This is a genomic window from Pontibacter sp. HSC-14F20 (assembly GCF_019599265.1).
Lineage (GTDB): Bacteria > Bacteroidota > Bacteroidia > Cytophagales > Hymenobacteraceae > Pontibacter.
The window spans coordinates 42,264-63,835 of record NZ_JAHZTC010000007.1; the positions used below are offsets into that span (position 1 = coordinate 42,264).

At 52.2% G+C, this 21,572-nt stretch carries 16 protein-coding genes; 5 read left to right on the forward strand and 11 right to left on the reverse strand.

Features of this window, described 5'->3' with window-relative positions:
- Window positions 1–187: 187 nt before the first annotated feature.
- Window positions 188–1,387, forward strand: a complete 1,200-nt coding sequence (locus K3G39_RS08460) for a dipeptidase (RefSeq protein WP_220625757.1) — start codon at window positions 188–190, stop codon at window positions 1,385–1,387.
- 263 nt (window positions 1,388–1,650) lie between these two features.
- Window positions 1,651–2,874, forward strand: a complete 1,224-nt coding sequence (locus K3G39_RS08465) for a site-specific integrase (protein ID WP_220625758.1) — start codon at window positions 1,651–1,653, stop codon at window positions 2,872–2,874.
- Between the two features lie 251 nt (window positions 2,875–3,125).
- On the opposite strand, the gene K3G39_RS08470 is transcribed toward K3G39_RS08465, so the two are convergent.
- The 4 genes from K3G39_RS08470 to K3G39_RS08485 all read right to left on the reverse strand — a co-directional run bounded on the left by K3G39_RS08470 (window position 3,126) and on the right by K3G39_RS08485 (window position 8,091).
- Window positions 3,126–4,607 (reverse strand): PQQ-dependent sugar dehydrogenase, encoded by a 1,482-nt coding sequence (locus tag K3G39_RS08470; RefSeq protein WP_220625759.1) that lies wholly within the window; start codon window positions 4,605–4,607, stop codon window positions 3,126–3,128.
- 136 nt (window positions 4,608–4,743) lie between these two features.
- The gene (locus K3G39_RS08475) at window positions 4,744–6,495 is read right to left on the reverse strand and encodes a M14 family zinc carboxypeptidase (RefSeq protein ID WP_220625760.1); all 1,752 of its coding nucleotides are present in this window, start codon (window positions 6,493–6,495) and stop codon (window positions 4,744–4,746) included.
- A 476-nt stretch (window positions 6,496–6,971) separates the two neighbouring features.
- Window positions 6,972–7,418: a DoxX family protein gene (locus K3G39_RS08480; RefSeq protein WP_220625761.1), complete on the reverse strand. Its 447-nt coding sequence runs from the start codon at window positions 7,416–7,418 to the stop codon at window positions 6,972–6,974.
- Window positions 7,419–7,458: 40 nt separating this feature from the next.
- Window positions 7,459–8,091: a mechanosensitive ion channel protein MscS gene (locus tag K3G39_RS08485; RefSeq protein ID WP_220625762.1), complete on the reverse strand. Its 633-nt coding sequence runs from the start codon at window positions 8,089–8,091 to the stop codon at window positions 7,459–7,461.
- Between the two features lie 120 nt (window positions 8,092–8,211).
- Between K3G39_RS08485 and surE the strand changes: the two genes are divergently transcribed.
- Window positions 8,212–8,985 carry a 5'/3'-nucleotidase SurE gene (gene surE, locus K3G39_RS08490; RefSeq protein WP_220625763.1) on the forward strand — a complete coding sequence of 258 codons (774 nt, stop codon included), beginning with the start codon at window positions 8,212–8,214 and terminating at the stop codon, window positions 8,983–8,985.
- 63 nt (window positions 8,986–9,048) lie between these two features.
- Here surE and K3G39_RS08495 read toward each other — a convergent pair whose 3' ends face one another.
- From K3G39_RS08495 to K3G39_RS08525, 7 genes are all read right to left on the reverse strand, one after another.
- Complete coding sequence (locus K3G39_RS08495) at window positions 9,049–10,272, reverse strand: hypothetical protein (protein WP_220625764.1); 1,224 nt, start codon at window positions 10,270–10,272, stop codon at window positions 9,049–9,051.
- A gap of 43 nt (window positions 10,273–10,315) precedes the next feature.
- A complete protein-coding gene (locus K3G39_RS08500; RefSeq protein ID WP_220625765.1) occupies window positions 10,316–11,578 on the reverse strand; it encodes a TonB family protein in 1,263 nt (420 codons plus the stop codon).
- A 101-nt stretch (window positions 11,579–11,679) separates the two neighbouring features.
- Window positions 11,680–13,122 carry a M56 family metallopeptidase gene (locus K3G39_RS08505; protein WP_220625766.1) on the reverse strand — a complete coding sequence of 481 codons (1,443 nt, stop codon included), beginning with the start codon at window positions 13,120–13,122 and terminating at the stop codon, window positions 11,680–11,682.
- On the reverse strand, window positions 13,106–13,498 hold the full coding sequence (locus tag K3G39_RS08510) for a BlaI/MecI/CopY family transcriptional regulator (protein WP_220625767.1): 393 nt from the start codon (window positions 13,496–13,498) through the stop codon (window positions 13,106–13,108). Before K3G39_RS08510 ends, K3G39_RS08505 begins: the two co-directional genes overlap by 17 nt.
- 140 nt (window positions 13,499–13,638) lie before the next feature.
- Entirely contained in the window at window positions 13,639–15,006 is a 1,368-nt protein-coding gene (locus K3G39_RS08515; RefSeq protein WP_220625768.1) for a RagB/SusD family nutrient uptake outer membrane protein, read from the reverse strand.
- A gap of 20 nt (window positions 15,007–15,026) precedes the next feature.
- Complete coding sequence (locus tag K3G39_RS08520; protein ID WP_220625769.1) at window positions 15,027–18,104, reverse strand: TonB-dependent receptor; 3,078 nt, start codon at window positions 18,102–18,104, stop codon at window positions 15,027–15,029.
- Between the two features lie 249 nt (window positions 18,105–18,353).
- Entirely contained in the window at window positions 18,354–18,947 is a 594-nt protein-coding gene (locus K3G39_RS08525; RefSeq protein WP_220625770.1) for a histidine phosphatase family protein, read from the reverse strand.
- Between the two features lie 359 nt (window positions 18,948–19,306).
- On the opposite strand from K3G39_RS08525, the gene K3G39_RS08530 reads away from it, so the two are divergent.
- Entirely contained in the window at window positions 19,307–20,416 is a 1,110-nt protein-coding gene (locus tag K3G39_RS08530; protein ID WP_255594145.1) for a glycosyltransferase, read from the forward strand.
- 41 nt (window positions 20,417–20,457) lie between these two features.
- Window positions 20,458–21,552: a glycosyltransferase gene (locus K3G39_RS08535; protein WP_220625771.1), complete on the forward strand. Its 1,095-nt coding sequence runs from the start codon at window positions 20,458–20,460 to the stop codon at window positions 21,550–21,552.
- Window positions 21,553–21,572: the final 20 nt, after the last annotated feature.

Genomic DNA, 21,572 nt, shown 5'->3' on the forward strand with positions numbered 1-21,572 from the left:
TTTATTCCTGCCTAACCGAGGCATTTCTCAGAAGAATTTGGCCCGCATCTTATACCTATACCTGCGCATAGCCAGTCTCATTTCACCAAACTCTATTATTGAAACGTGTTGAATGGGTAGGTATAGGAAAGTTGTGCCTTTTGACTATATTTAAGCTATAGCTCTTTGGGACTTTAAGCATCAGACTATGAATTATAGAAAACTAGTAGGCGGAAGCCTGGCGCTGGCAGCACTGCTGTGCGGCAATCTGCAGGCATCAGCACAGGATTACAGGCAACTGCACAAACAGGCTATTGTGGTGGACACGCACAACGATGTGCTGATTTCGGTACTGGAAGGACTGCGGCTGGAGGATGATCTGCGCGGCAAAACGCACTCAGACCTGGCCCGCTTTAAGGAGGGTGGAGTGGATGTGCAGGTGTTTTCAGTCTGGAGCGATGAAACTTACGGGAAGGGCAAAGGCTATACATTCGCTAATCTCCAGATCGACTCCCTCAACGCCATTGTGGCGCGCAACACCGACAAGATGATGCTTGCCCGCACCCCTGCCGATATTGAGCAGGCCATATCAAAAAATAAAATGGCGACCATGATCGGGGTAGAAGGCGGGCACATGATCGAAGATAACCTGAAGTACCTCGAGGCGCTGCACAAACGTGGCACCAGCTACATGACCCTGACCTGGAACAACTCGACCTCCTGGGCCACCTCTGCCATGGATGAAACCAGCGGTAAGCTGCCCAAAAAACGCAAACCCGGCCTGACCAAATTTGGCAAGCAGGTGGTGCGCAAAATGAACGAGCTGGGTATGCTGGTTGACCTGAGCCATGTGGGGGAGCGCACTTTCTGGGATGCCATGGCCACTACCACCAAACCGGTGCTGATCTCGCACAGTTGTGTGCATCATTTCAACCCACACTCGCGCAACCTCAAAGACGATCAGATTCTGGCCATTGGCAAAAACGGTGGCGTGATTCACCTCAACTTCTTTTCGGGCTTCCTGGATCCGGACTACGACAGCCGCATGAACGCTTTCAGGGCAAAACACAAGGCAGAAGTTGATTCGCTCCGCAAAGCAGGCAAGAACTCTATCGAAATCTTTGACTGGGCCATGGAAAAATACCCGGATGAAGCCGCACAGCTACGTCCGCCACTTTCTTTGCTGATGGACCACCTCGACCACATCGTGAAGCTGGTAGGCGTCGACCACGTCGGTCTCGGCTCCGACTTCGATGGCATTACCTCCACCCCGCAGCAACTCGACAGTGTCGCGGATATGCCGGTGATCACCCGTGAGCTGATCGCCAGAGGGTATAGCGAAGCAGCTATTAAGAAAATCCTCGGTGAGAACTTTCTGCGCGTGTTTCAAGCGAATGTAGGTTCTTGAGCGGGTATCTCCATTGAGTAGCTTATTAGTTAGCATAAAAAGCCCTTAAATCAGCGATTTAAGGGCTTTTTGTTTTTAGCCCCATCTGAATTTTACATTTTCTCTCCTTTCTGAGGCAGCAAATTCGGGTACCCGAAGCGGATCCTTTTACGGGCACCTGAATTGAGGTATAACTATCTGGCTGAAAGGAAGATGTACAATATTTTTACATCTTGTGCAGCCTTTGATTGATTGTTAAATTCAAGCAAAAAAGGAGAAGTGACATGGACACCAAAATCAGTATCCTGTTCTACGGCAGGAAAGCCAAGACCACCAAAGACAATCTCTTGCCCATTTACCTGCGCGTCACCATCCAGGGCCGGCGGCTGGAGCTGAGCACCCACCGCTACGTCTCGCCTGAGCGCTGGTCGGTGGAGGCGGGCAAAGTGAAGGGCAGCTCGGCCGAGGCCAGAAGCGTGAACGCCTACCTGGACACCCTTAGGGCCAAGGCCTACGGCCACGACCGGGAGCTGCTCGAGGAAGGCAGGCCCGTCACGCTAGAGAGTTTCCGGGAAAAGTGGGTGGGAGTGGAGGACAAGCCGGTGCTGCTGCTGGAAGTCTTCCGCACGCACAACGAGCAGATAGCCCAGCTGGTGGGCAAGGACTACGCCCCGGGCACCCTGGAGCGCTACGCCACCTCCCTGCAGCACACGCGGGACTTTATCCGGTGGAAATACGGCTCTGAGGACATGGACGTAAGGAAGCTTTCCTACGGTTTCATTACCGACTACGAGTTCTGGTTTAAGACCGTGCGAAACTGCGCCCACAACACCACCATGAAGTACCTGGCCAACTTCAAGAAGGTCATCCACCTGTGCCTCAGGAACGGCTGGCTGGAGCGCGACCCCTTCCTGGGCTACAAGATGAGCAAGCGGGAGGTAGTGCGCGAGTGCCTCACCGAGGCCGAGCTGCAGCGGATGGCGGAAAAGGAGTTCGCCACCGAAAGGCTAGGCCAGGTGCGCGACGTGTTCCTTTTCAGCTGCTACACCGGCCTGACTTATGTAGACGTGCAGCAGCTCAAGCGCTCGGAGATAGGAGAGGGGATGGACGGGGGGCGTTGGATCTTCACCCGGCGGCAGAAGACCGAGACGCCCTCCCGGATCCCGCTCCTGCCGGTGGCCCTGGAGATTCTGGAAAAATATCAGGCCCACCCGCAGTGCCTTTACCAGGACAGGGCACTGCCGGTGCTGAGCAACCAGAAGATGAACGCCTACCTCAAGGAGATCGCCGACGTGTGCGGTATACGGAAGACGCTCACCTTCCATATTGCCCGCCACACCTTCGCCACCACCGTCACGCTCTCCAACGGGGTGCCGATCGAGGTAGTCAGCCAGCTGTTGGGCTACTGCAACCTAAGGACCACTCAGCACTACGCCAAGATCCTGGACCGGAAGGTGAGTGAGGACATGCAGCAGCTCCGGGAGAAACTGATGTTGAAGGGGTGGTAAGTAGCCGCTCAGTAAAATCGTTTAGGTTCTAGCGCCTCACCCTCCGGATACGGGCAGGCATACCCTTATCAGTAGTCAGCCACTGTATCGACATGGACATTCCCTCGGCTAAAGCAGATGGGATACTTGAGCTGTCCGATCCTTGTATAGGACATTTCGGTGTCTGACTTCCTGTCGCCAGGGGATTCTATGACATGTGCTCGTAATTACGCGTGTGGAGGCGCCTCATAGGATACCTACTCTCCCGGCACCTACTCTACCGGCACAACCCTATAAATCGTCCCCGGACTCTCCACTGCCACATAAATAAACCCATCCGGGCCCATTTTCACATCACGCACACGGCCAATATTTTTGAGGAGTTTTTCTTCGCTTACAATCTGATCGCCCTCCATTTTAAGTTTGCTCAAAAACTGAAAACGCAGCGATCCAACCAGCAGATCGCCCTCCCAACCCTTGTAGCGGTTGCCCGTCACGAAAGCCATACCAGATGGGGCAATAGAGGGTACCCAGTACCAGAGCGGCTGCTCCAGACCTTCTTTTTTAGTCAGTTCGGTGAGTACGGTGCCGTTGTAGTTGATGCCGTAGGAAATGACCGGCCAGCCGTAGTTTTTGCCTTTCTCAGCAATGTTCACCTCGTCGCCGCCTCTCGGACCGTGCTCGTTTGTCCAGATGGCGCCGGAGCGTGGGTGTATCGTCATGCCCTGGATGTTGCGGTTACCGATGGTGTAGATGGAGCCGATGGCGCCTTTTTCGTTCACAAAGGGGTTATCAGCAGGTAGAGTGCCGTCATCTTTGATGCGGTGTACTTTGCCCGGGGCGCGTTCGATGGTCTGCGCGTTTTCGTGGTGCTGTCCTCGGTCGCCTACCGACACATAAAGCATGCCGTCGTGACCAAACTCCAGACGGGAACCGTAATGGTGGCGGGTGCGGGCCCAGGGCTGCGCCTCGAAAATCACTTTCTGCTCGCTCAGTTTATTGCCTTCCAGTTTGGCGCGCATCACGGCCGTAGTCGAGAGCGTTTGGTCTCCTTCTTTTTTGAAGGCAGAATAGGAGAGGTAGATGAGGTTATTTTTAACAAAATCAGGGTGCAGTTCCACATCCAGCAGACCACCCTGGCCTTGTGCCAGTACTTCAGGTGCACCAGAAATCTTTTGCAATTGGCGGCTTCCCTTCGGCAGACGGTAGAAAGCGCCGTTGCGATCCGTGATCAGCATATCGCCGTTTGGCGCAAAGGCCATACCCCATGGAACTTCCATACCTGTTGCCACGGTGTCGAGCCGGTAGCTGAGCGACTCGGAAGTATAGACTGCAGTGGCCGTTGTTTCTTCGCTGAAATCGTACTGTTTCACGTTCTGTATACCTTCCTGTATGTAAGCGACCAGCGCTGTGATTTCCTGATCGTTAAAAGTCTGCTCGAAGGCGGGCATCCCTTCCTCCGGGTAACCGTGCTTGATGGCGGCAAAGAGATTTTCAGCAGTGTTGCCGTGCTTCCATTTACGGTCAGTGAAAGCTTCCATCTGCTCGCCGTGACAGCCGGAGCAGTAGCTGGCGTAGTTAGTGCGGGCTTTCTCCAGCTGCGCTTCGCTGAGTGCAACTTCCTGAACGGAATTTTGGGCAACAGTCTGCGTAGTGGTGTCAGCGGTGCTGGCACTGTTACCGGAACTGGTGCAGCTATCCAGTGTGATAAGGGCTAATCCCAGAATCGGGAGCAGGTGTGATGTTTTTAACATAGTAATTGTGTTTCGATCGTCGAGCTATACGTAGTTTATACGGTTGTGTATACAAATATAGAACTACTTAGCTATACCTTAAAAAGTGAAAGCCACCTTAATCGGGTGGCTTTCACTTTTTTGATTAAATTCTTTCTTATAAGGGCAATTTCACATCCTTCATCAGCCGTCCTACCGGGTACATCTGGTGAGTAGGCTCGTAGTGCGGAGAGTTTCTGTACACAAAGTCCAGTTGCGCGCGGGCGTTCTTGGCAAATTCCGGGTCCTGCTTTTTACGAGCCTCCAGTTGCTTGCGCAGATCCGGGTTTTTCTTCAGGATCTCAGCGGCCAGGTCCTCAAACACATAGCTCGAGAAATACTCTTTCTGCATCAGGATGCTGTCGAAGAAGTTCCAGTTGAAGTAAGAGTCCACGGCCTGCGGCTCCAGGGCCTCTACCAGAAAGCGGTTGGCTTCCTGGTTCAGGTATACCACGTAGTCGCCTTTCAGGAACTGGCGCGGCATGGTGCGCGTCTCTACTTGCGTACCAGAGTGCAGGTAATGACCTTCGTAGGCACGTGGAGAGGTTTTGTAGTCGGTGATGTAATAAGTGTCCAGCGTGAGGGTGGTGTCGCGCTTGAGCTGGCGCATTTCTACTTTGTTCAGCTTCAGGCGGTCAATTACCTGGCGCCATGCCTGCGGAATGATGTAGGCCACCGGCTTCTCCACCCTTACAGTCGGGGTGAAGGTGTTGTAGTAGTTGATATTAGTGGAATAAGGTGCTTTCCGGTCGTAGTACAGGCGCTCCAGTCCGCTCACTTCACTTGGCTTATACTTGGCAGCGTAGCCCAGGAATGGGATTTTATCCACTTTAGTGGTATCCAGTTGCCAGTCGAGAGCGAAAGTTTTCTGCGTCAGCGTTTCCTGCTTTGCCTTGGCGCGGAGCTGGCCTATTTCTTTGGCGTCGCGGCTCACGGTGCTGATCATGTGCTCCATCAGTTTGTAAGTCGACTGCACCCGCTGATCGAAGGGCTTGAGCATGTGGGTCTCCGGCACAAAACCGATGGTGTTGTAGAGCGCGGTATACCCGGTGGCATAGCGAGGTGTTTCCATAAAACCGATAATGCCTTTTTCCGGTGTCTCACCAATAGTGTTCATGTAAGGCACCATCGGAAACTTGTCTTTCTTCATGCCTTCATAAAGCGTCGGCAGCATCTTGCCCTGCAGGTAGCCGGCCAGTGTCTGGTTCAGCTTGTTGTGCTGGGTGGGGATGAGCGTCATCACGTGCTGGTAGTCAGCGCCGTTGGAAGTATGATTGTCCATGAACACATCCGGGTCCCATTCGCGGTAAATCTGGTGGAAAGTCTGCGCATTACGGGAGTCGGTCTTCAGGTAGTCGCGGTTCAGGTCGAAGTTGCGGGCATTGCCCCGGAAGCCGTAGCTCTCCGGTCCTTCCTGGTTGGTGCGGGTATGGCTGTTGCGGTTAAGCGCCCCGCCTATGTTGTAAACCGGTATGATGGCCAGCACCACGTTGTCGAGCTGCTTGCGCAGCTTTTTGTTTTGCAGGTAATCGCGTGTCAATAGCATGGTGGCGTCAATGCCTTCGGGCTCTCCCGGATGTATGCCGTTTTGTATGAGCAGGATACGTTTGTCCTTCTTCTTGATCGACTGCGGGTCAAAGTCTTTATCGGTCGAGACGATAACCAGGTGCAGCGGGCGGCCGGAGTCGGTTATGCCGTAGGGCACCATTTTCACTTCGTCATAAGCCGAGTCCAGTTTGGTATACCAGTCGATGGCTTCGTCGTAAGTGGCGGTCTGGTTCTTGTTACCTTTCTCGTAAGGCGTTTTGAGGTCGTTTTTGTCAGGTGTTCCGGTAGCCAGCAGCGCGGCCAAGAGCAGAGTGGTTAGCATGTGTAGTGTGTACAATTGGTCTTGTAGAGCAATGTTAACCAATTATGCTCAAAAAAAGAATTAGAAAGGTGTCAGAACTTCGATTTTGTAAGTTGTAGGTATAGGTATAGGTATAGCCTAGCGGAGGAGGTGAAGAATGGTAGCAGCGAAAAACAGAACCGACGAAGCCAGCAGGCAGCCCTTCTGCATTTTGTACAGAGTGAACTTAAGGCCTTTTAAGTGTTGACTGTTGTATAAAAACCTGGTTGTGTGGAAAAAAGCAAGCAGCGCCACTACAGCAAAAGCTGCTGCCAGTAACCAGTCTTTGGGCTCCTCTATTACGTGCGTGGGGTTGTAGATGCATAAGCAAAAACGGTAATCAACAGCGTGAAAACCATTTCGCCGGGTGTAGTATGCAGGAAGTTTCTGAATAATACGCCGATCATGCTGCTCCAAACATTAGCTTCCTCACTTATCAGCGCCTTGCCCAGGTATAGCTATACCTGAAAAGTCTTCCGATGCTTGTTTGATGGGAAGAGGGTTTTGTCGAGGCTATACCTGCCCGGACCGATAAAATAAAGCGCAAAGAAAAGAATAGCCGCCTCCAGCGAATGGGAGTAGCCGCCAAAACCATCGCCGGCGCTCATGTGGCGCAGGGTGGCAACCAGCATCGTGACAAGCAATAAGATAAGTGTCGGGCGGAAAAACAGGCCAAGCACCAGCAACGCACCACCTACCGTTTCGGCAAAAGCGGCCATAAAACCCCAGAACTCCGGCATAAAGTCAATCCCCAGCAACTGCATGTTCGCTCCGATTTTGGCCCAACGCTCGGGTCCGCCGACCATTTTGGGCCAGCCATGCAGAATGAACATAATGCCGATACCGATGCGGAGAAGCAGCAGGCCGGTGTTTTTATAGCTGTAGCGGGTGCGGAGTAATGACATGACAGCAATAATACACAATCCGAAGAAATATCACAAAAATCTAATATATTAAAATGCCGCGAACCAGGGTGTTGGCAGGTACCTGGTCAGGCTTGAGTTTATGGAGACTGTTTTTGTCTAACTGGCTGGCATCCAATATAAACGACATGCCCGACTTTTCGCTAACAGCCACAAAACCCGCTTCACCCTTGCTGGTGTAAGTAATAGGATGGTGCAGTGCTACTTCGCTGTATTTTGATCCAACTCCTATACCCTGGGCTGTTCTGTAATTTGCGTCGCGGATGCTAATGCGCCATACCTGGCAGTTGGGCTCACAGATTTGCTCCACCAGCATACCTGGCTGACTTTCCGGCGTGCTTACGACATAAGCTGTAAACTGCTGTCCCTCGAGTTGCAGTGTGGTGTCCCGGATCTGCTGGCCTGCCGGCACCTGGCTGCGCATTTCTTCAATGGGCATGCCGATGCGGACATGGCCTGCCCGGCCTTCGCTGATGACCAGGTTTGCCGGGTCTGTTACTGCAAAGGATGTTTCGGGTTCAAGGGCTTCAGTTATCGGGCCGCTTTCGGTTATTGTGTTGGTGGTGGAGGCCTCTTCATCGGTTCTGTCACGGTCGGCAAGGCAAGCTGCCATACCCACTCCCAACAGGATGGCGTAAATAATATTCTTCAGCATAAGGTGAGGTTAGGGAATCATTATATTCAACTTAACCCTGTTGTGACAGCCCGGGTTGTCGTATATTAGCATGAAAACGGAATACGTTTATTTTGTTATACATCAACTAAAAATAATAAAATGGCTAAACCATTAATACTGGTTTCGAACGACGATGGCATTACAGCGCCAGGTATACGTCTGCTGGTGAAAGTAGCTCAGAAGATAGGTGAAGTAGTGGTGGTGGCACCCGACGGGCCGCAGTCAGGTATGGGGCACGCGATCACGATTGGCAACACGCTGCGGCTTGACCGCTCCATTGCTTTCGACGATTTAGGTGTGGAGGCCTATGAATGCTCCGGCACCCCGGCCGACTGCGTGAAGCTGGCCAAGTTTCATGTACTGAAAGAACGCAAGCCTGACCTGGTGGTGAGCGGCATCAACCACGGTTCCAACTCCAGCATCAGCGTACTGTACTCAGGCACCATGTCAGCGGCGATTGAGGCGGCAATCGAAGGGCTTCCGGCTATCGGATTTTCACTTTGTGATTACGGACACGAAGCTGATTTTTCGCATACCGAGGAGTTTGTGGAGCTGATCATCCGGCAGGCGCTGGCGCATGGTATACCTGAAAACACGGCGCTGAACGTAAACTTCCCGAAGAAGAGCGAAGAGCCGATAAAAGGGGTGAAGGTATGCCGGCAAGCCCATGCCAAGTGGCAGGAAGAATTTGACGAACGCCTTGATCCGCGCAACCGCCACTATTTCTGGTTGACGGGCAGCTTCGTGAACTTCGACAGGGGCGAGGACACCGACGAGTGGGCGCTGGTAAACAATTATGTATCGGTAGTACCCTGCCAGTTCGATATGACAGCCTACCACGCCATGGCCACGCTCAATGAGTGGGATATGTAAGGTATAGCCCAGGAATAAAAAAGCCGCCCCGGATACTGCATCTGGAGCGGCTTTGTTATTTTGTTACTTAACCTTGATTGTCAGCTTTCTGGCCTCTTCTTTTCTGTTCACAACTACAAGCTCATAGCTTCCTTCCGGTAAAGAGAGGCGGGGGGAGGATTGCTGACCGGGAACTTCGAGGATATCTACCGGAACAGCTTCCTGCACATTCTCTCCTTCCTTAAAAGCCAGCAGCAACACCGGATATTCTAGCTGGATGTTGCTCAGTTCGACTGGCACGCTTTTATTTCCATTCCCGAAAAGCCAGCCAGGCCTCTCGTTTGTGTCAGAAGTAAAGGGGTGAAGCACTGCAACATCGGCCCAGGTATTGCCCTGCTCAAATCTGAAAGGCTGGTTCTCATGGTCAAGCAGTACGGAGGGTTGCGAAATGTTGAAAGCTTGGAGGAGCGGGTGGCTACGTGCTGGTCTGCTCTTTTCGCTGTAATGCACCTGATCGATTGTAAGCGGATCTATACCTGTGAATTCTGCCAGTCTGCCGGCCATCGCTTTTTCCCACTGGCCGTGCTCGCCTTCCACCACGTGCCCAAACCCGCAGTGAATCAGAAACTTTTCGTTAGGCCGGCTTTTTATCACTTCCTGAATATTTCTTGCCTGATCAATCTCCCGGGGTTTGCCGTTGTTGCGGTTGGTGGTCTCGTAAGGAAAAACTTTATACCCGATTTCCAGGGCAGTCCGGATCAGGTTGCCAAACTGCGGATCTTGGGTATAGTAGCCTGTCTCCATGACAGGGTATTTCCTGTCATGGAGCAGACTGTCTTTCAGCTTGCCATTTGTGAGAGCCTCAAGTCCGAGGTTCCTGTACCCGTTATCATAAAGCCTCTGCAGAAGCGACCTGGTGAATACCCGATGGAGGGAACTGTGGTGCGCCTCGTTGATAATCATCACCTGGTTCGACTTTGCTTGCGCCATAATATAATCCGCTGCCGGAACGACTTTATACCTTTCGCGGAGTGCATCCAGTTCCTGCCGGGTATAGGCTGTATACCTGCCGGGGAAGGCAACATCCCACTGCTCCAGCGCTTTTCTGTAGTCGCCTTTGGTGGCAAAGTCGCTCGCAGCAAACTGATGCTTCCAGGCAACCGTATCCTTTTCCAGTTTCTCTGCTATATCCGATTGGAATTTATAGGGATGCCGGAAAGTGATCGTCTCGACGGGCGGTGTGTTTTTACAGGCTGTCAGGACAAGAAGCAACGCACAGGTTAAGTGGAGTAAGTGGTGAAGCTTCATACAGGTGATGGTTTACGATGCACGGGTACAGGATTTTAACAGCTTACTTATACCTGGTCACCACCACATCAGCGCTTTTTACGTCTTCTGCCGACGGCTTATTTGCACTTCCTTCTGTTACGAACAGGATCTTGATAGTCTGCGAAACCGCCACAGGCTGACCATCTACCTTGCCCGGGTTCCACATACCTTGTGTTTCCCGAATTGTCTTGGTAATGGCATCGTGAATCTCTTTACCGATCACTACCGAAAACATGCTGAGAACTTTTCCATCCTCTTTTATGACCAGGTGCACGTCCACACTGCCCTCGAAAGTAGCATTGGCCGGATAGCGCAGATTTTTGGCCAGGTAACGTTCAAAAGAACCTTCTTTAAAAGTCGGTTTCACATCCGCTTCCTCCACCTTATAAGAGTATTTGGTATACTTGGTCATGGTCGGCACACCCATCTTTTCGCTGCTTTGGCCGGACTCTGAACTTAAGAACTGCACCGGTAATACTACTTCGGAGCCGGTTGGGAGGCCGCTTTTGAGGGCTGGTTCCCATTGGCCGGATGTCGCTTTCACCGCCGCCATAGCCGATTCAGAAAGCTTTGCCAAAACGGCCTTGTTCTGAAGCTGGAAGGTAGAAGCATCCATGTAGTCGAGCTCGGAGCCGGGGCCAACCATTTTCTTGAGTTTGGTGCCCTCCAGTCGCACATTCGATACCTGCCCTTCGCGGTCCACGTAGAATTTCACCATCACACGGGCATTCAGGTTTTCCTTTTTGGCTTCGGCGGGCAAAGCTAAATGGGATTGCATGGCTTGCTGCATCGCTTCTGTTCCTCCTTTGAAAGCAGGCATACGGTTGGCTACAGTGGTGGAGGCGGCACGATCGGCCTCGTTCAGCGCAAACCGGATCGGCAAGGTATAGCGCACCCGTACGACCTCACCATTCTGCCGGCCCGGATTCCACTGGCCACTCATCAGTTTTACAACCCGCATCGCTTCTTCATCGGTTTCTTTGCTGAGCGATTTTACGGTCTTTACTTCATTTATTTTGCCGTCGGTTTCAACTACGAAACTCAGTACCGCCAGGCCTTCCAGTCCGTTGCTTTTGGCAATGGCCGGGTATTGGATGTTGGAGCCCAGGAATTTCATCATTTCAGATTCGCCACCTTTAAACTGTGGCATTTGCTCTACATAGGAGTAGGGTTCGTTTCCAGATTTCTTGCTTTGCGCCAGTGCTTCGGTCTGCAATCCGAAACTGAGCGAGAGGGCCAGCAGGGGAGCAGCCAGCAAGGTTTTGAGTGTGTTCTTGTTTTTCATGAGATGTAAGTTTTATGGTTTGTTTTAGTTTAGCAAAGGCAACAGAGATCCTGCCCCGGATTTCAGGCCGGGTAAAGCAGGTACAGAAATATGTTGGAATACTATTTTATGGCGAAGCGCACCGGCAAGGTATAGCGGACAGGTACAGCCACTCCATTCTGCTTGCCCGGAGACCACTGGCCCTGCATTTTTTCCACTACCCGTAAAGCCTCCTTGTCGAGCGATTCGTGCAGGGTTTTAAGGATTGTGATATCCTGTAAGCCCCCTTCTCTGTCTACGACAAAGCTCAATACCACCAGGCCTTCTGTGCCTATCTCCTGCACATCTTTCGGATAACGTATGTTGCGGCCCAGGAACTTTATCATCTCCGCCTCGCCACCTTTGAATTCGGGCATCTGCTCCACATAGGTATAGGGCTTTTCAGCTGAAGCTTCTTCTTCTGAAAGCGGGAACGTAACGGACGGTTTTACCTTCTTGATCTCCTTCTTCGCCACGGTGGCTGATTCGGTAGTTGCAGTACTGGTTATTGCTTCGGTTGCCTCCTGACTTATACCTTCCTGCTTCAGCTCACCAGCAGGTATAGCCGCTTTCCGGGCAGGTGCCGTTACGAGTATTTCCTTCAGCGAAGCGGGTTCGTCCGCAAGAGTCGACCTATCAGCGTTTACTTTGTTAGCCGAGAAGGCGAACAGCAGCATGAGTATAACGGGCAGCGCCAGGAACAAGCGCGTTCTGCTGGCGGGCTTGCCATGCATTTGCAGCATGCGCAGTCGTCGGAACACCTGCGGTTTCTGGAAATAACTTCCCACCGGTATACCGGCCATATAGAGGGCTTCTTTGGCCAGCAGCGTACTGTACTCCTGCGGCTGGCAGTTGGCCAGCACCTCGGCATCAGCCTGAAACTCGTGCACGTTGCGCAGTTCTTCCTTCATAAGCCACACCAGTGGGTTAAACCAGAGCACTGCCGTCAGCATCTCATAGTATAGCACGTCGTAGGTATGGCGCAGGCGCACGTGGGCCATTTCATGCAAAAGGACCTGCTGCTGCTCCTGTGCAGACAAATGCTTCATGTCACCGAGAAAAACATAGTGCAGAAAGGCGAAAGACGGAAATTGTCCCTTGGTCTGAAGCACGGTTGCCCCGGAGCCCGCAGTAGAAATGGGTTCGGCGGCAGTAGCCAGCGTCCGAATACGGATTACCTGCAGGTATAGCCGGGCAAGTAACACCAGTCCGATGACACTATAGAAGAGAAAAAGCCACTGGCCGGTAGTGAAAAGCGGAGCCGTGGCGGAAGCAGTCGTGCTATTGGCGATTACCTGTATTTCCTGCAGCTGGATAGCAGGTATAAGGTCGGTAGCAGGGAGCACGGTTTGAAAGGGCAGCGGCAACTGGAGCAGCGGAATGAGCAGGGCCAGAACAGGAGCCAGCAGCAGGTATAGCCTGTTGTAGAGCAGACCGGGTTGGTTGTGCAGCACAACTCGGTAAAACAGGTATAGCACCAGCAGGGCCAGCGCCGATTGCAGCAGGTAATTAACCGTTGTTTCCATCTGGCTGGTCCTCCTCTTTAAGTTCGTCTTTTACATGGCGCATCAATTGGTCGAGCTCTTTCACATCCAGGTTGTTGTCTTTGGCAAAGAAGGAAACGAGCTTTTCGAAAGAGCCTCCGAAATAGCCGCTCATAAAGTTCTTCAGAAAGAAGCTCTTGTACTTATCCTCGGCCACCAGCGGAAAGTACTCGTGTGACTTGCCAAAGGCGTTATAGCCCACAAAGCCTTTCTTCTCCAGAATACGCACAATCGTGGACACGGTGTTGTAGGCAGGTTTGGGCTCGGGTATCTCTTCTAAAATGTCCTTCACAAATCCTTTTTCCAGTTTCCAGAGTATCTGCATGATCTCTTCTTCGGCTTTGGTGAGCTCTTTCATAAGGCTATGGGTTGCTTGGTAGGATAAATATATAACTAATTACTTAGTTTAGAAACTAAATGTTTAGTTTTTGTGAAATTAAATTAAAAAGAGCTCTCCAGGCAGAGAGCTCTTTTTATTAGTGTGGCTAAAATCAGGTATCAATAACCTTCGTTCTTTTCCAGGTTAGGATTTATCTCGATCTGCTGTAACGGAATTGGCCAGTAGTTACGGAAGGCCTGTGCGTCGCAGAAGCCAAGTACATCGCATGTGAGGTCGTAGCGGCGCAGGTCCATAAAGCGAAGGCCTTCGCCCACAAACTCCAGGCGGCGCTGACGCAGAATCTCATCCAGGGCTGCTGTAGCAGAGAGAGCACCCACATCCGGCAGACCGGCCCTGTTTCGGATGGTGTTGATGTCCTCACGGGCCTGCTCCGACACCGTGTTCGACTGTCGGATGGCAGCTTCTGCTCGGATCAGGTACATTTCTGCCAGGCGGATGATGATCACGTTATCGGCGTTGTTCACAGCGTCTTCGTATTTCAGCAGGCGACGGCGGTTGGCCGAGCCCTCAATGCGAACGGTAGCTGCAAAACGGGAATCGCCGTTAGCGGCGGATGCTTGTAGCGCATCGTAGGTGTCCTCGCTCACATAAAATTTCTGGCCCGGCGTGTTCGGGTTCGTGGCGGAGCCCAGGCTGTTCTGGTCGTTTATTGAAAAATCGATCTCGAAGATGGACTCCCGGTTGCCGCTTCCTTCGGTTGTGAAAACGCTGGCAAAGGTCGGCATCAGGGAAAAAGCTCCGCTCTCTATCACCTGGCTGGCTTTTGTCTGTGCTTCTGCGTTGTTTCCGTTCTGCAGGTATACGCGGGCAAGCAGGGCAGTGGCGGCAAGACTTGAGGCGCGGCGCGGGTCGTCGGACTCTACCAAGCTCAGCATGCTCTCAGCAGTTGCCAGGTCGGTAATGATCTGTGTATAAACTTCCTGTTCAGAAGAGCGCGCCAAATACTGGATATCCGGCAATCCGGCTGTGGCATTCAGCTCAAGGGGCACACCGCCGAAAACTCTCACCAGGTCAAAATAAGCCAGACCTCTCAGGAAGTGCATTTCGCCTTGGATCGCATCGCGCTGCTCAGCTGTGATGGTGCCCTCTGTTAACAAGCGATCTGCCTGGGTGATCACGGTGTTGGCGCGGTTAATTACCAGGTATATAGCTCCCCAGAAGCTTTCGATCTGCAGGTTAGAGGCAGTTAAAGCCCGGCGGGCTGCTTCGGCATCGGTGGTAAATGTACCAACAAAATCCAGGTTGTCGGAGTAGATTTCGTGGTAGATGGCATAACGGAAACCATAGTAGTCCGCAGACTGCATGGCACTGTAAACGCCCAGCGCAGCTTTGTCCAGCGAATTGAAATCAGTGACGGCTATGTCCGCTTCTACCTGGGTGGTTGGGGCTACTTCCAGTTTTTCTTCGCAGCCGGTCATCACACTCAAACCAAGCACTGCGGCCAATATATAGGTATATTTTTTCATCTTGATAATCGGTTTAATGATTAAAATCCAACATTAACACCAAACGTGATGGTACGGCTCTGCGGCACAGTGTAGAAGTCTACACCCAGTGTGGTGTTGCTGGTGCCTGCGAAGTTCACTTCCGGGTCGAAGCCTGGGTAATCTGTGAAAGTGACCAGGTTCTGTGCCTGGGCATATACACGCAGCGTTCGCATTTTCAGTCGCTCACTGATCGCGGATGGCAAGGTATAGCCCAGCACCAGGTTCTTGAGGCGCAGGTATGAACCATCGTAGATAAAGCGCGAAGAGTTGCTTCTGCCGTTGTAGTTCTCATCGAAATAAGTGGCACGTGGCACATCTGTCACGTCACCTTCCTGCTGCCACCTGCCAAGCACGTCTTCCACCATGTTGTCGTCGTAGCGGCCCAGGTGCATCTGGTACTCACGTGATGGCATGGCGATGTCGTTGCCGGAAGAGAACTGAAAGAATACATTCAGGTCAAAACCACCGTAGCGGAGTGTATTTGTTAAACCACCGATAAAGTCTGGTTGCGCGTTACCAATCACTGTGAAGTCATCATCTGTAATAATGCCGTCCTCGTTGATGTCGCGGTAGTTCACATCACCGGCCAGTGTACCATTAAACTCTGTTTTAGAGGCAGGCACTTCGTCCTGTCTGCTGTAGATGCCATCGGCGATCAGGCCGTAGAAGGTACCGATCGGGTAGCCCTCGCGCAGCACAATGGAGTTACCACCAAAGCCGTAGAAGATGTCCTGCCCTTCGTAAAGCGAGGTCACCTTGTTGCGGTTGCGGGCAATGTTAAAATCAGTTGTCCAGTTGAAGCCGTTGCCCGGGTTAGAGATATTCACCGTGTTCAGGGCAATCTCAAATCCTTTGTTTTCGGTAGAACCTACGTTAAACTGTACGCTTGAGAAACCGCTCTGGGTAGGTATAGGGCGGGCAAACAGCAGGTCGTCCGTCTTCTTCACATAGTAGTCGAGCGCCAGGTTCACGCGGCCATTGAAAAAGCCGATGTCGGTACCTACGTTAAACTGTTTCGTGGTTTCCCACTTCAGGTCGGGGTTAGCCAGCTGCGACTGCGCCAGGCCAGACAGATCGAGGTAATTGCTTCCTCCCGTATAAAGGGCCAGGTATTGGAAATCACCTATTTCCTGGTTACCGGTTACTCCATAAGAGGCGCGCAGTTTCAGTTCGCTCATGTAGTCAAGGCCCGACATAAAGTCTTCTTCAATCAGTCGCCATCCGGCAGAAACAGACGGGAAATAACCGTAGCGGTTGTTCTCACCAAAGCGTGAGGAACCGTCAGCCCGGAAGTTTACACCAAGCAGGTACCTGTCTCTGAAAGAGTAGTTGACACGGCCAAAGAAGGAAACCAATGAAGACTCTAGCTCAGCACCTGTACCGGCGTTAACACGGGCCGCGCTGGATACGTAGCGGAAACGGTCGCTGGCAAATCCTTCCCCTGTCACACTGGTGCTGCGGATTTGGTTGTCCTCCTTGCTGGTACCAATAACGCTAGACAGGCTGTGTATCTCGTTGAAAACCTTGTTGTAGGCGAGTGTGGCTTCCAGCAGGCGTTTCGAGACCGTTGTCGTGGCATTGATCGCCTGGCCGCCCTGTTCTCTGAAGGTAGCCCCCTCAAAATTTGCAGCACTATAGCGGCGTTCATCAACGTTCAGCACGTCTACACCTCCTTTTACCTGCAGGTCGAGGCCCGGAATGATAGCGTATTTGGCAAAGGCGTTACCAACAGCGCGAAGGTTGCGGGTTACGTTGTCGTTTTCGCGGCCCTCTGCTACCGGGTTGGTATAGAAGAAGTTAGGGTAGGAGTATGTTGTTGCTTCCGGATCTTCGTAAACCGGCCAGAGGGGCGAGGCTGCCAGCGCATTGGCAAAGGGGCTGGTAATGGAGTTGTCGCTGATGATACGGTCACTGTCAGAACGGCTGAGCTGGATGCTGGTGCCCAGTGAGAATCTGTCGTTGGCCTGGTGGTCCAGGTTCAGGCGGGTAGAGTAACGCTGGTAACGACTGCTTATGACCACCCCTTTCTGATCGAAGTAGTTGCCAGACACATAGTAGCGAGTTTTCGGATCACCACCGCTCAACGATATTTCATAGTTAGAGATACCGGCCGTGCGTGAAATTTCATCCACCCAATCCGTGTCAGCTACCGGGAAGTCCACTCCATTATAATAGAAATCAACAAAATCCTGCGGGGTATACTGTCCCTCCGGAATAAAACCATCGTTTACGAAGGCCTCCATCATAATATCGGTATACTGCTGGGCGTTCAAAAGCTTCGGCTTCTTCCAGTATTTCTGTGTGCCGGCGTACATGTTGAAGTTTACCTGTGTCTGGCGGGCAGAACCTCGTTTGGTTGTGATCAGCACAACACCATTGGCCGCTCGCGAACCATAAATAGCAGCAGCAGAGGCGTCTTTCAGGATGTCGATTGACTCGATATCGTTGGGGTTGATGTCGGTGACAGCGTTCACGGATTGACCGCCAAAGCCTAGTTGCGAGAAGTCGCCTGTTGTTAGCGGTACGCCATCCACTACGTAGAGCGGCTGGTTGCTGGCAGAGATGGAGGTTGCTCCACGCACACGCACCGTGATACCGCCACCCGGTGTACCCGAGTTTTGCGAGATCTGCACACCAGCGGCGCGGCCCTGTAATGCCTGGTCAACACCCACAACCGGCAGGTTCTGGATATCCTCAGATTTTACTTTGGCTGTGGCGCCTGTTACTTCGCGACGTTCCTGTGTGCCGTAACCCACTACCACCACTTCGCTCAACTGACGCTCGTCTGCTGCCAGCTGCACATCAATCGTGGAGCGGCCATTGACAGGTATTTCCTGGCGCTGCATTCCGATAAAACTGAACACCAGCGTCGCGCTGGGTTGTACGGTCAGGGTATAATCGCCATCAATGCCTGTGGTGACACCATTGGATGTACCCCGTTCCAGCACGGTAACACCCGGCAGTGCGGAGCCATCGTTAGCAGCGGTGACTCTACCGGTTACGGTTTGAGTCTGAGCCCAGACACTTCCTACAAGCGCCAGGACTAAAAAGAAGCTCAATAGTATACTCTTCTTCATAGCAGTTAAATTTGATTTACATTTAAGAACGTTTTTACGGATATATAGTAAATAAATCGAAGGAATAATTTACCTTTATTACATAAAGCATTAAATATTGTTTATATAATCCTATAAAAAGGAACGTATAAACCGGCATGTACCTAAAATGTTATCTGTAAACAGATTAGACACTGCGACGAGGAAATCATATTCTTAGGAAAGCGAATTCTCAGATACCCACCTCTTCAGATTCTGCTGTTGCTGATTTTATTTCTTCTCCAGCATCGTCACACTCAGAAAGCCACTGCCCTCCTGTATAACCGGCTTCCAGCCCAGGTCCTGGAGGTACCAGCGTATAAAGTTGTTGAGCAGGCCGTGCGCTACTAGCACCACCGTCGGGTTATGCTCCGCCTGTTGCGCCAGAAAAGAAGCCGCTTCCCGCGCCCGCTGTTTTGCCTGCCTGAATGTTTCGATCCCTTTGCTGTTCAGCCCCATCATCCAAAGCACCCGGGCGCTCACCAGCCAGAGCCGGATGGGAAGCCTCAGCAATGGCAGAGAGAAAATACGGCGCTCAAACTCCCGGAACTCATGCCGCACAATCAGCTCAACTTCCTCCCCGAAAATCTGACGGGCAGTGAGTTGTGATCTTACCAGAGTGCTGCAGTATACCTGCCGGACCTCCTGGTAAGGTATAGCCTCGTGTTCCATGACAAACTGCTCTACTTCTGCTGCATCGTAGTCGCTGATGTAACTGCTGGCAGCCGCCCTGCTGAAGTAACCCTTTTTTGACACCAGTGGCCGCGCATGACGGATCAGGAAAATGCGCCCTCTTGTACGATTGGTTTCTGGTGTTCCTTTCAAAGTAAGGTTCGCGTGATTCAAACATGTTATACGCAAGGGGTACACCTGCGATGCCTGTGAAGTATTAGGCGACCAGGTATAATTTCGTGGCTTCAGGCGATCTGTCGGGCACAGGATGTATGGTCAAGAAATAAAACGTAAAAAACAGAAGATCGCATTAACGGAATCCGGCTTGCACCCGTATTAGAATGCACTGTCGGTAGACGCTGGCAGACCAGCCCTTGGCCCATCTCTATACCTGGCTGGTACGCTTACCGATTTTTATACCTGTCTCTAACTGCCATTCTGCAAAATGAAGGAGATGGTACACTGGCCCGAACCAAAACATGATGTAAAACATATCTACACCAAAAAGGACAATGAATACACACCTTTACCCATCGACTATCCTGATGACTGCCGATACGGTTGGCAGCGTATGGACTTATGCGCTGGAGCTAACAAGAGCCGTAGCAGCGCATGGCACAAACATAGCACTGGCTACCATGGGAGAGCCCATGAGCGAAGAGCAACGCGCAGAAGCTGAAAGCATTTCTAACCTCACGGTATATGAAAGCGAATATAAACTAGAGTGGATGGACTCCCCTTGGGAGGACGTAACAAAAGCCGGTGAATGGCTGTTGCAATTGCGCGACCAGGTGCAGCCTGACCTGATCCACCTCAACCACATGAGTTTCGGCAGCCTGGACTGGAACAAACCAGTGACGGTAGTTATTCACTCGTGTGTGCTGTCGTGGTGGCGTGCCGTGAAGCAGGAAGAAGCGCCAAAAAAATGGAATAAATACAGCGAAATGGTACGCAAAGGGCTGCAGGCCGCAGATATGGTGGTGGCCCCCACACAGGCCATGATGCACCAGGCCGAAGAACTATACGGTCCGTTCAAACGCAGTGCCGTGGTATACAACGGGCGTGGCCAGCAATACTTCCAGTTCGGACGCAAAGAGCCATTCGTTTTCAGCCTCGGCAGGGTATGGGATGAGGCCAAAAACATCTCAATGCTCGCGCATATTGCTTCAGACCTGCAGTGGCCGGTTTACATAGCCGGCGAAGGCAAACACCCGGAAACGGGGGAGGCTATGGAATTGGACAATGTGTATTTTCTGGGGCAACTCACCAACAAAGAAGTGACTGACTGGCTGTCCAGAGCGTCAATCTATGCGCTGCCTGCCAAGTATGAGCCCTTCGGGCTAACCGTGCTGGAGGCAGCCATGTCGGGTTGCGCCCTGGTTGTAGGCAAAACTGAGAGCATGGCCGAGGTATGGGGCAATGCCGCCAAATATGTAGATCCAGGCAGTGCAGACGAGTTGCGCGATACGATTGTGGATTTGATAGACGATGAGTTCTGCCGCAACATCATGGCTTGCCGGGCCGTGAAGCGTTCGCATGGATACACCGCCGTCCAGATGGCCCAGGATTACAGTTACCTGTATGGTCAGCTGATGCCGGCACCGGTTTCGGTTTCAAAATGAAAAACTAGCCTATCTTTACCATAAAATTGTCAGACAACGGCATGAACATCGTTATACTTGGCCTTTCGATCACGACCTCCTGGGGCAATGGCCATGCCACCACTTACCGAAACCTGGTACGGGCGCTGCATGCCAGTGCACACCAGATTTTGTTTCTGGAAAGAAAGCCATCCCATCGTACTGCCCCCGATTTGGGCGAGCCCGACTTCTGCCAAGTAGGTATGTACGCGTCTTTGGAGCAACTGCAGCAGTACACAGAGCAGGTACGCGAAGCCGATCTGGTGATTGTGGGTTCCAGCCTGACAGAAGGCAATGCTATAGGTAAATGGGTGATCGAGACGGCAAAGGGCATCAAAGCCTTTTATGACCTCGATGCACCCGCTACCCTCACTGAACTGGAAGGAAAGGGACCACTATACCTGAATGCGAGCCTGATCCCTGCCTTCGACCTATACCTGTCCTGCACAGGAGGTCCGGCGCTGGAGCTGTTCGAACAGAAATATGGCGCCCGCATGGCACGAACGCTGTATTTTTCAGTTGACCCAACACTTTACCACCAGGAGTATCGCGAGATCAAATGGGACCTGGGTTACCTGGGCGCCTATACCGAAGATCGGCAGTCTACCTTGCAGAAGCTGATGGTGGATGCTGCAGCGCAATGGCCTGCCGGTCGCTTTGTGGTAGCTGGCACCAAATATCCTGAAGATATGGGCTGGCCTGGCAACATCAACATGCTGCATCACCTCACGCCGGCGGAACACCGCGATTTTTTCAACAGTCAGCGCTTTGCCCTGAGCATTGCCCGTGCCGGGACCAGCAGGTTTGGCTATACCCCAAGCATGCGCCTCTTCGAAGCGGCCGCCTGTTGCACGCCTGTCATCTCTGATTATTGGGAAGGTATAGAAACACTGTTTGAGCCTGATTCTGAAATCCTGATCACCAAAAGTGCGTCCGAAACGCTGCGTTACCTCCGCGAGATCTGTAATTCTGAGCGTAAAGCCATCGGCATGCGGGCTCGCCGCAAAATGATGGCGCGCCACACTGCCGCACATCGCGCGCACGAGCTGGAAATCTACCTCGGAGAACTCATGACTCTGGATACCTCAAATGAAGAAAAGCTGGAAACCATTGGTTGATATAAACCGGTTCAGGTAAG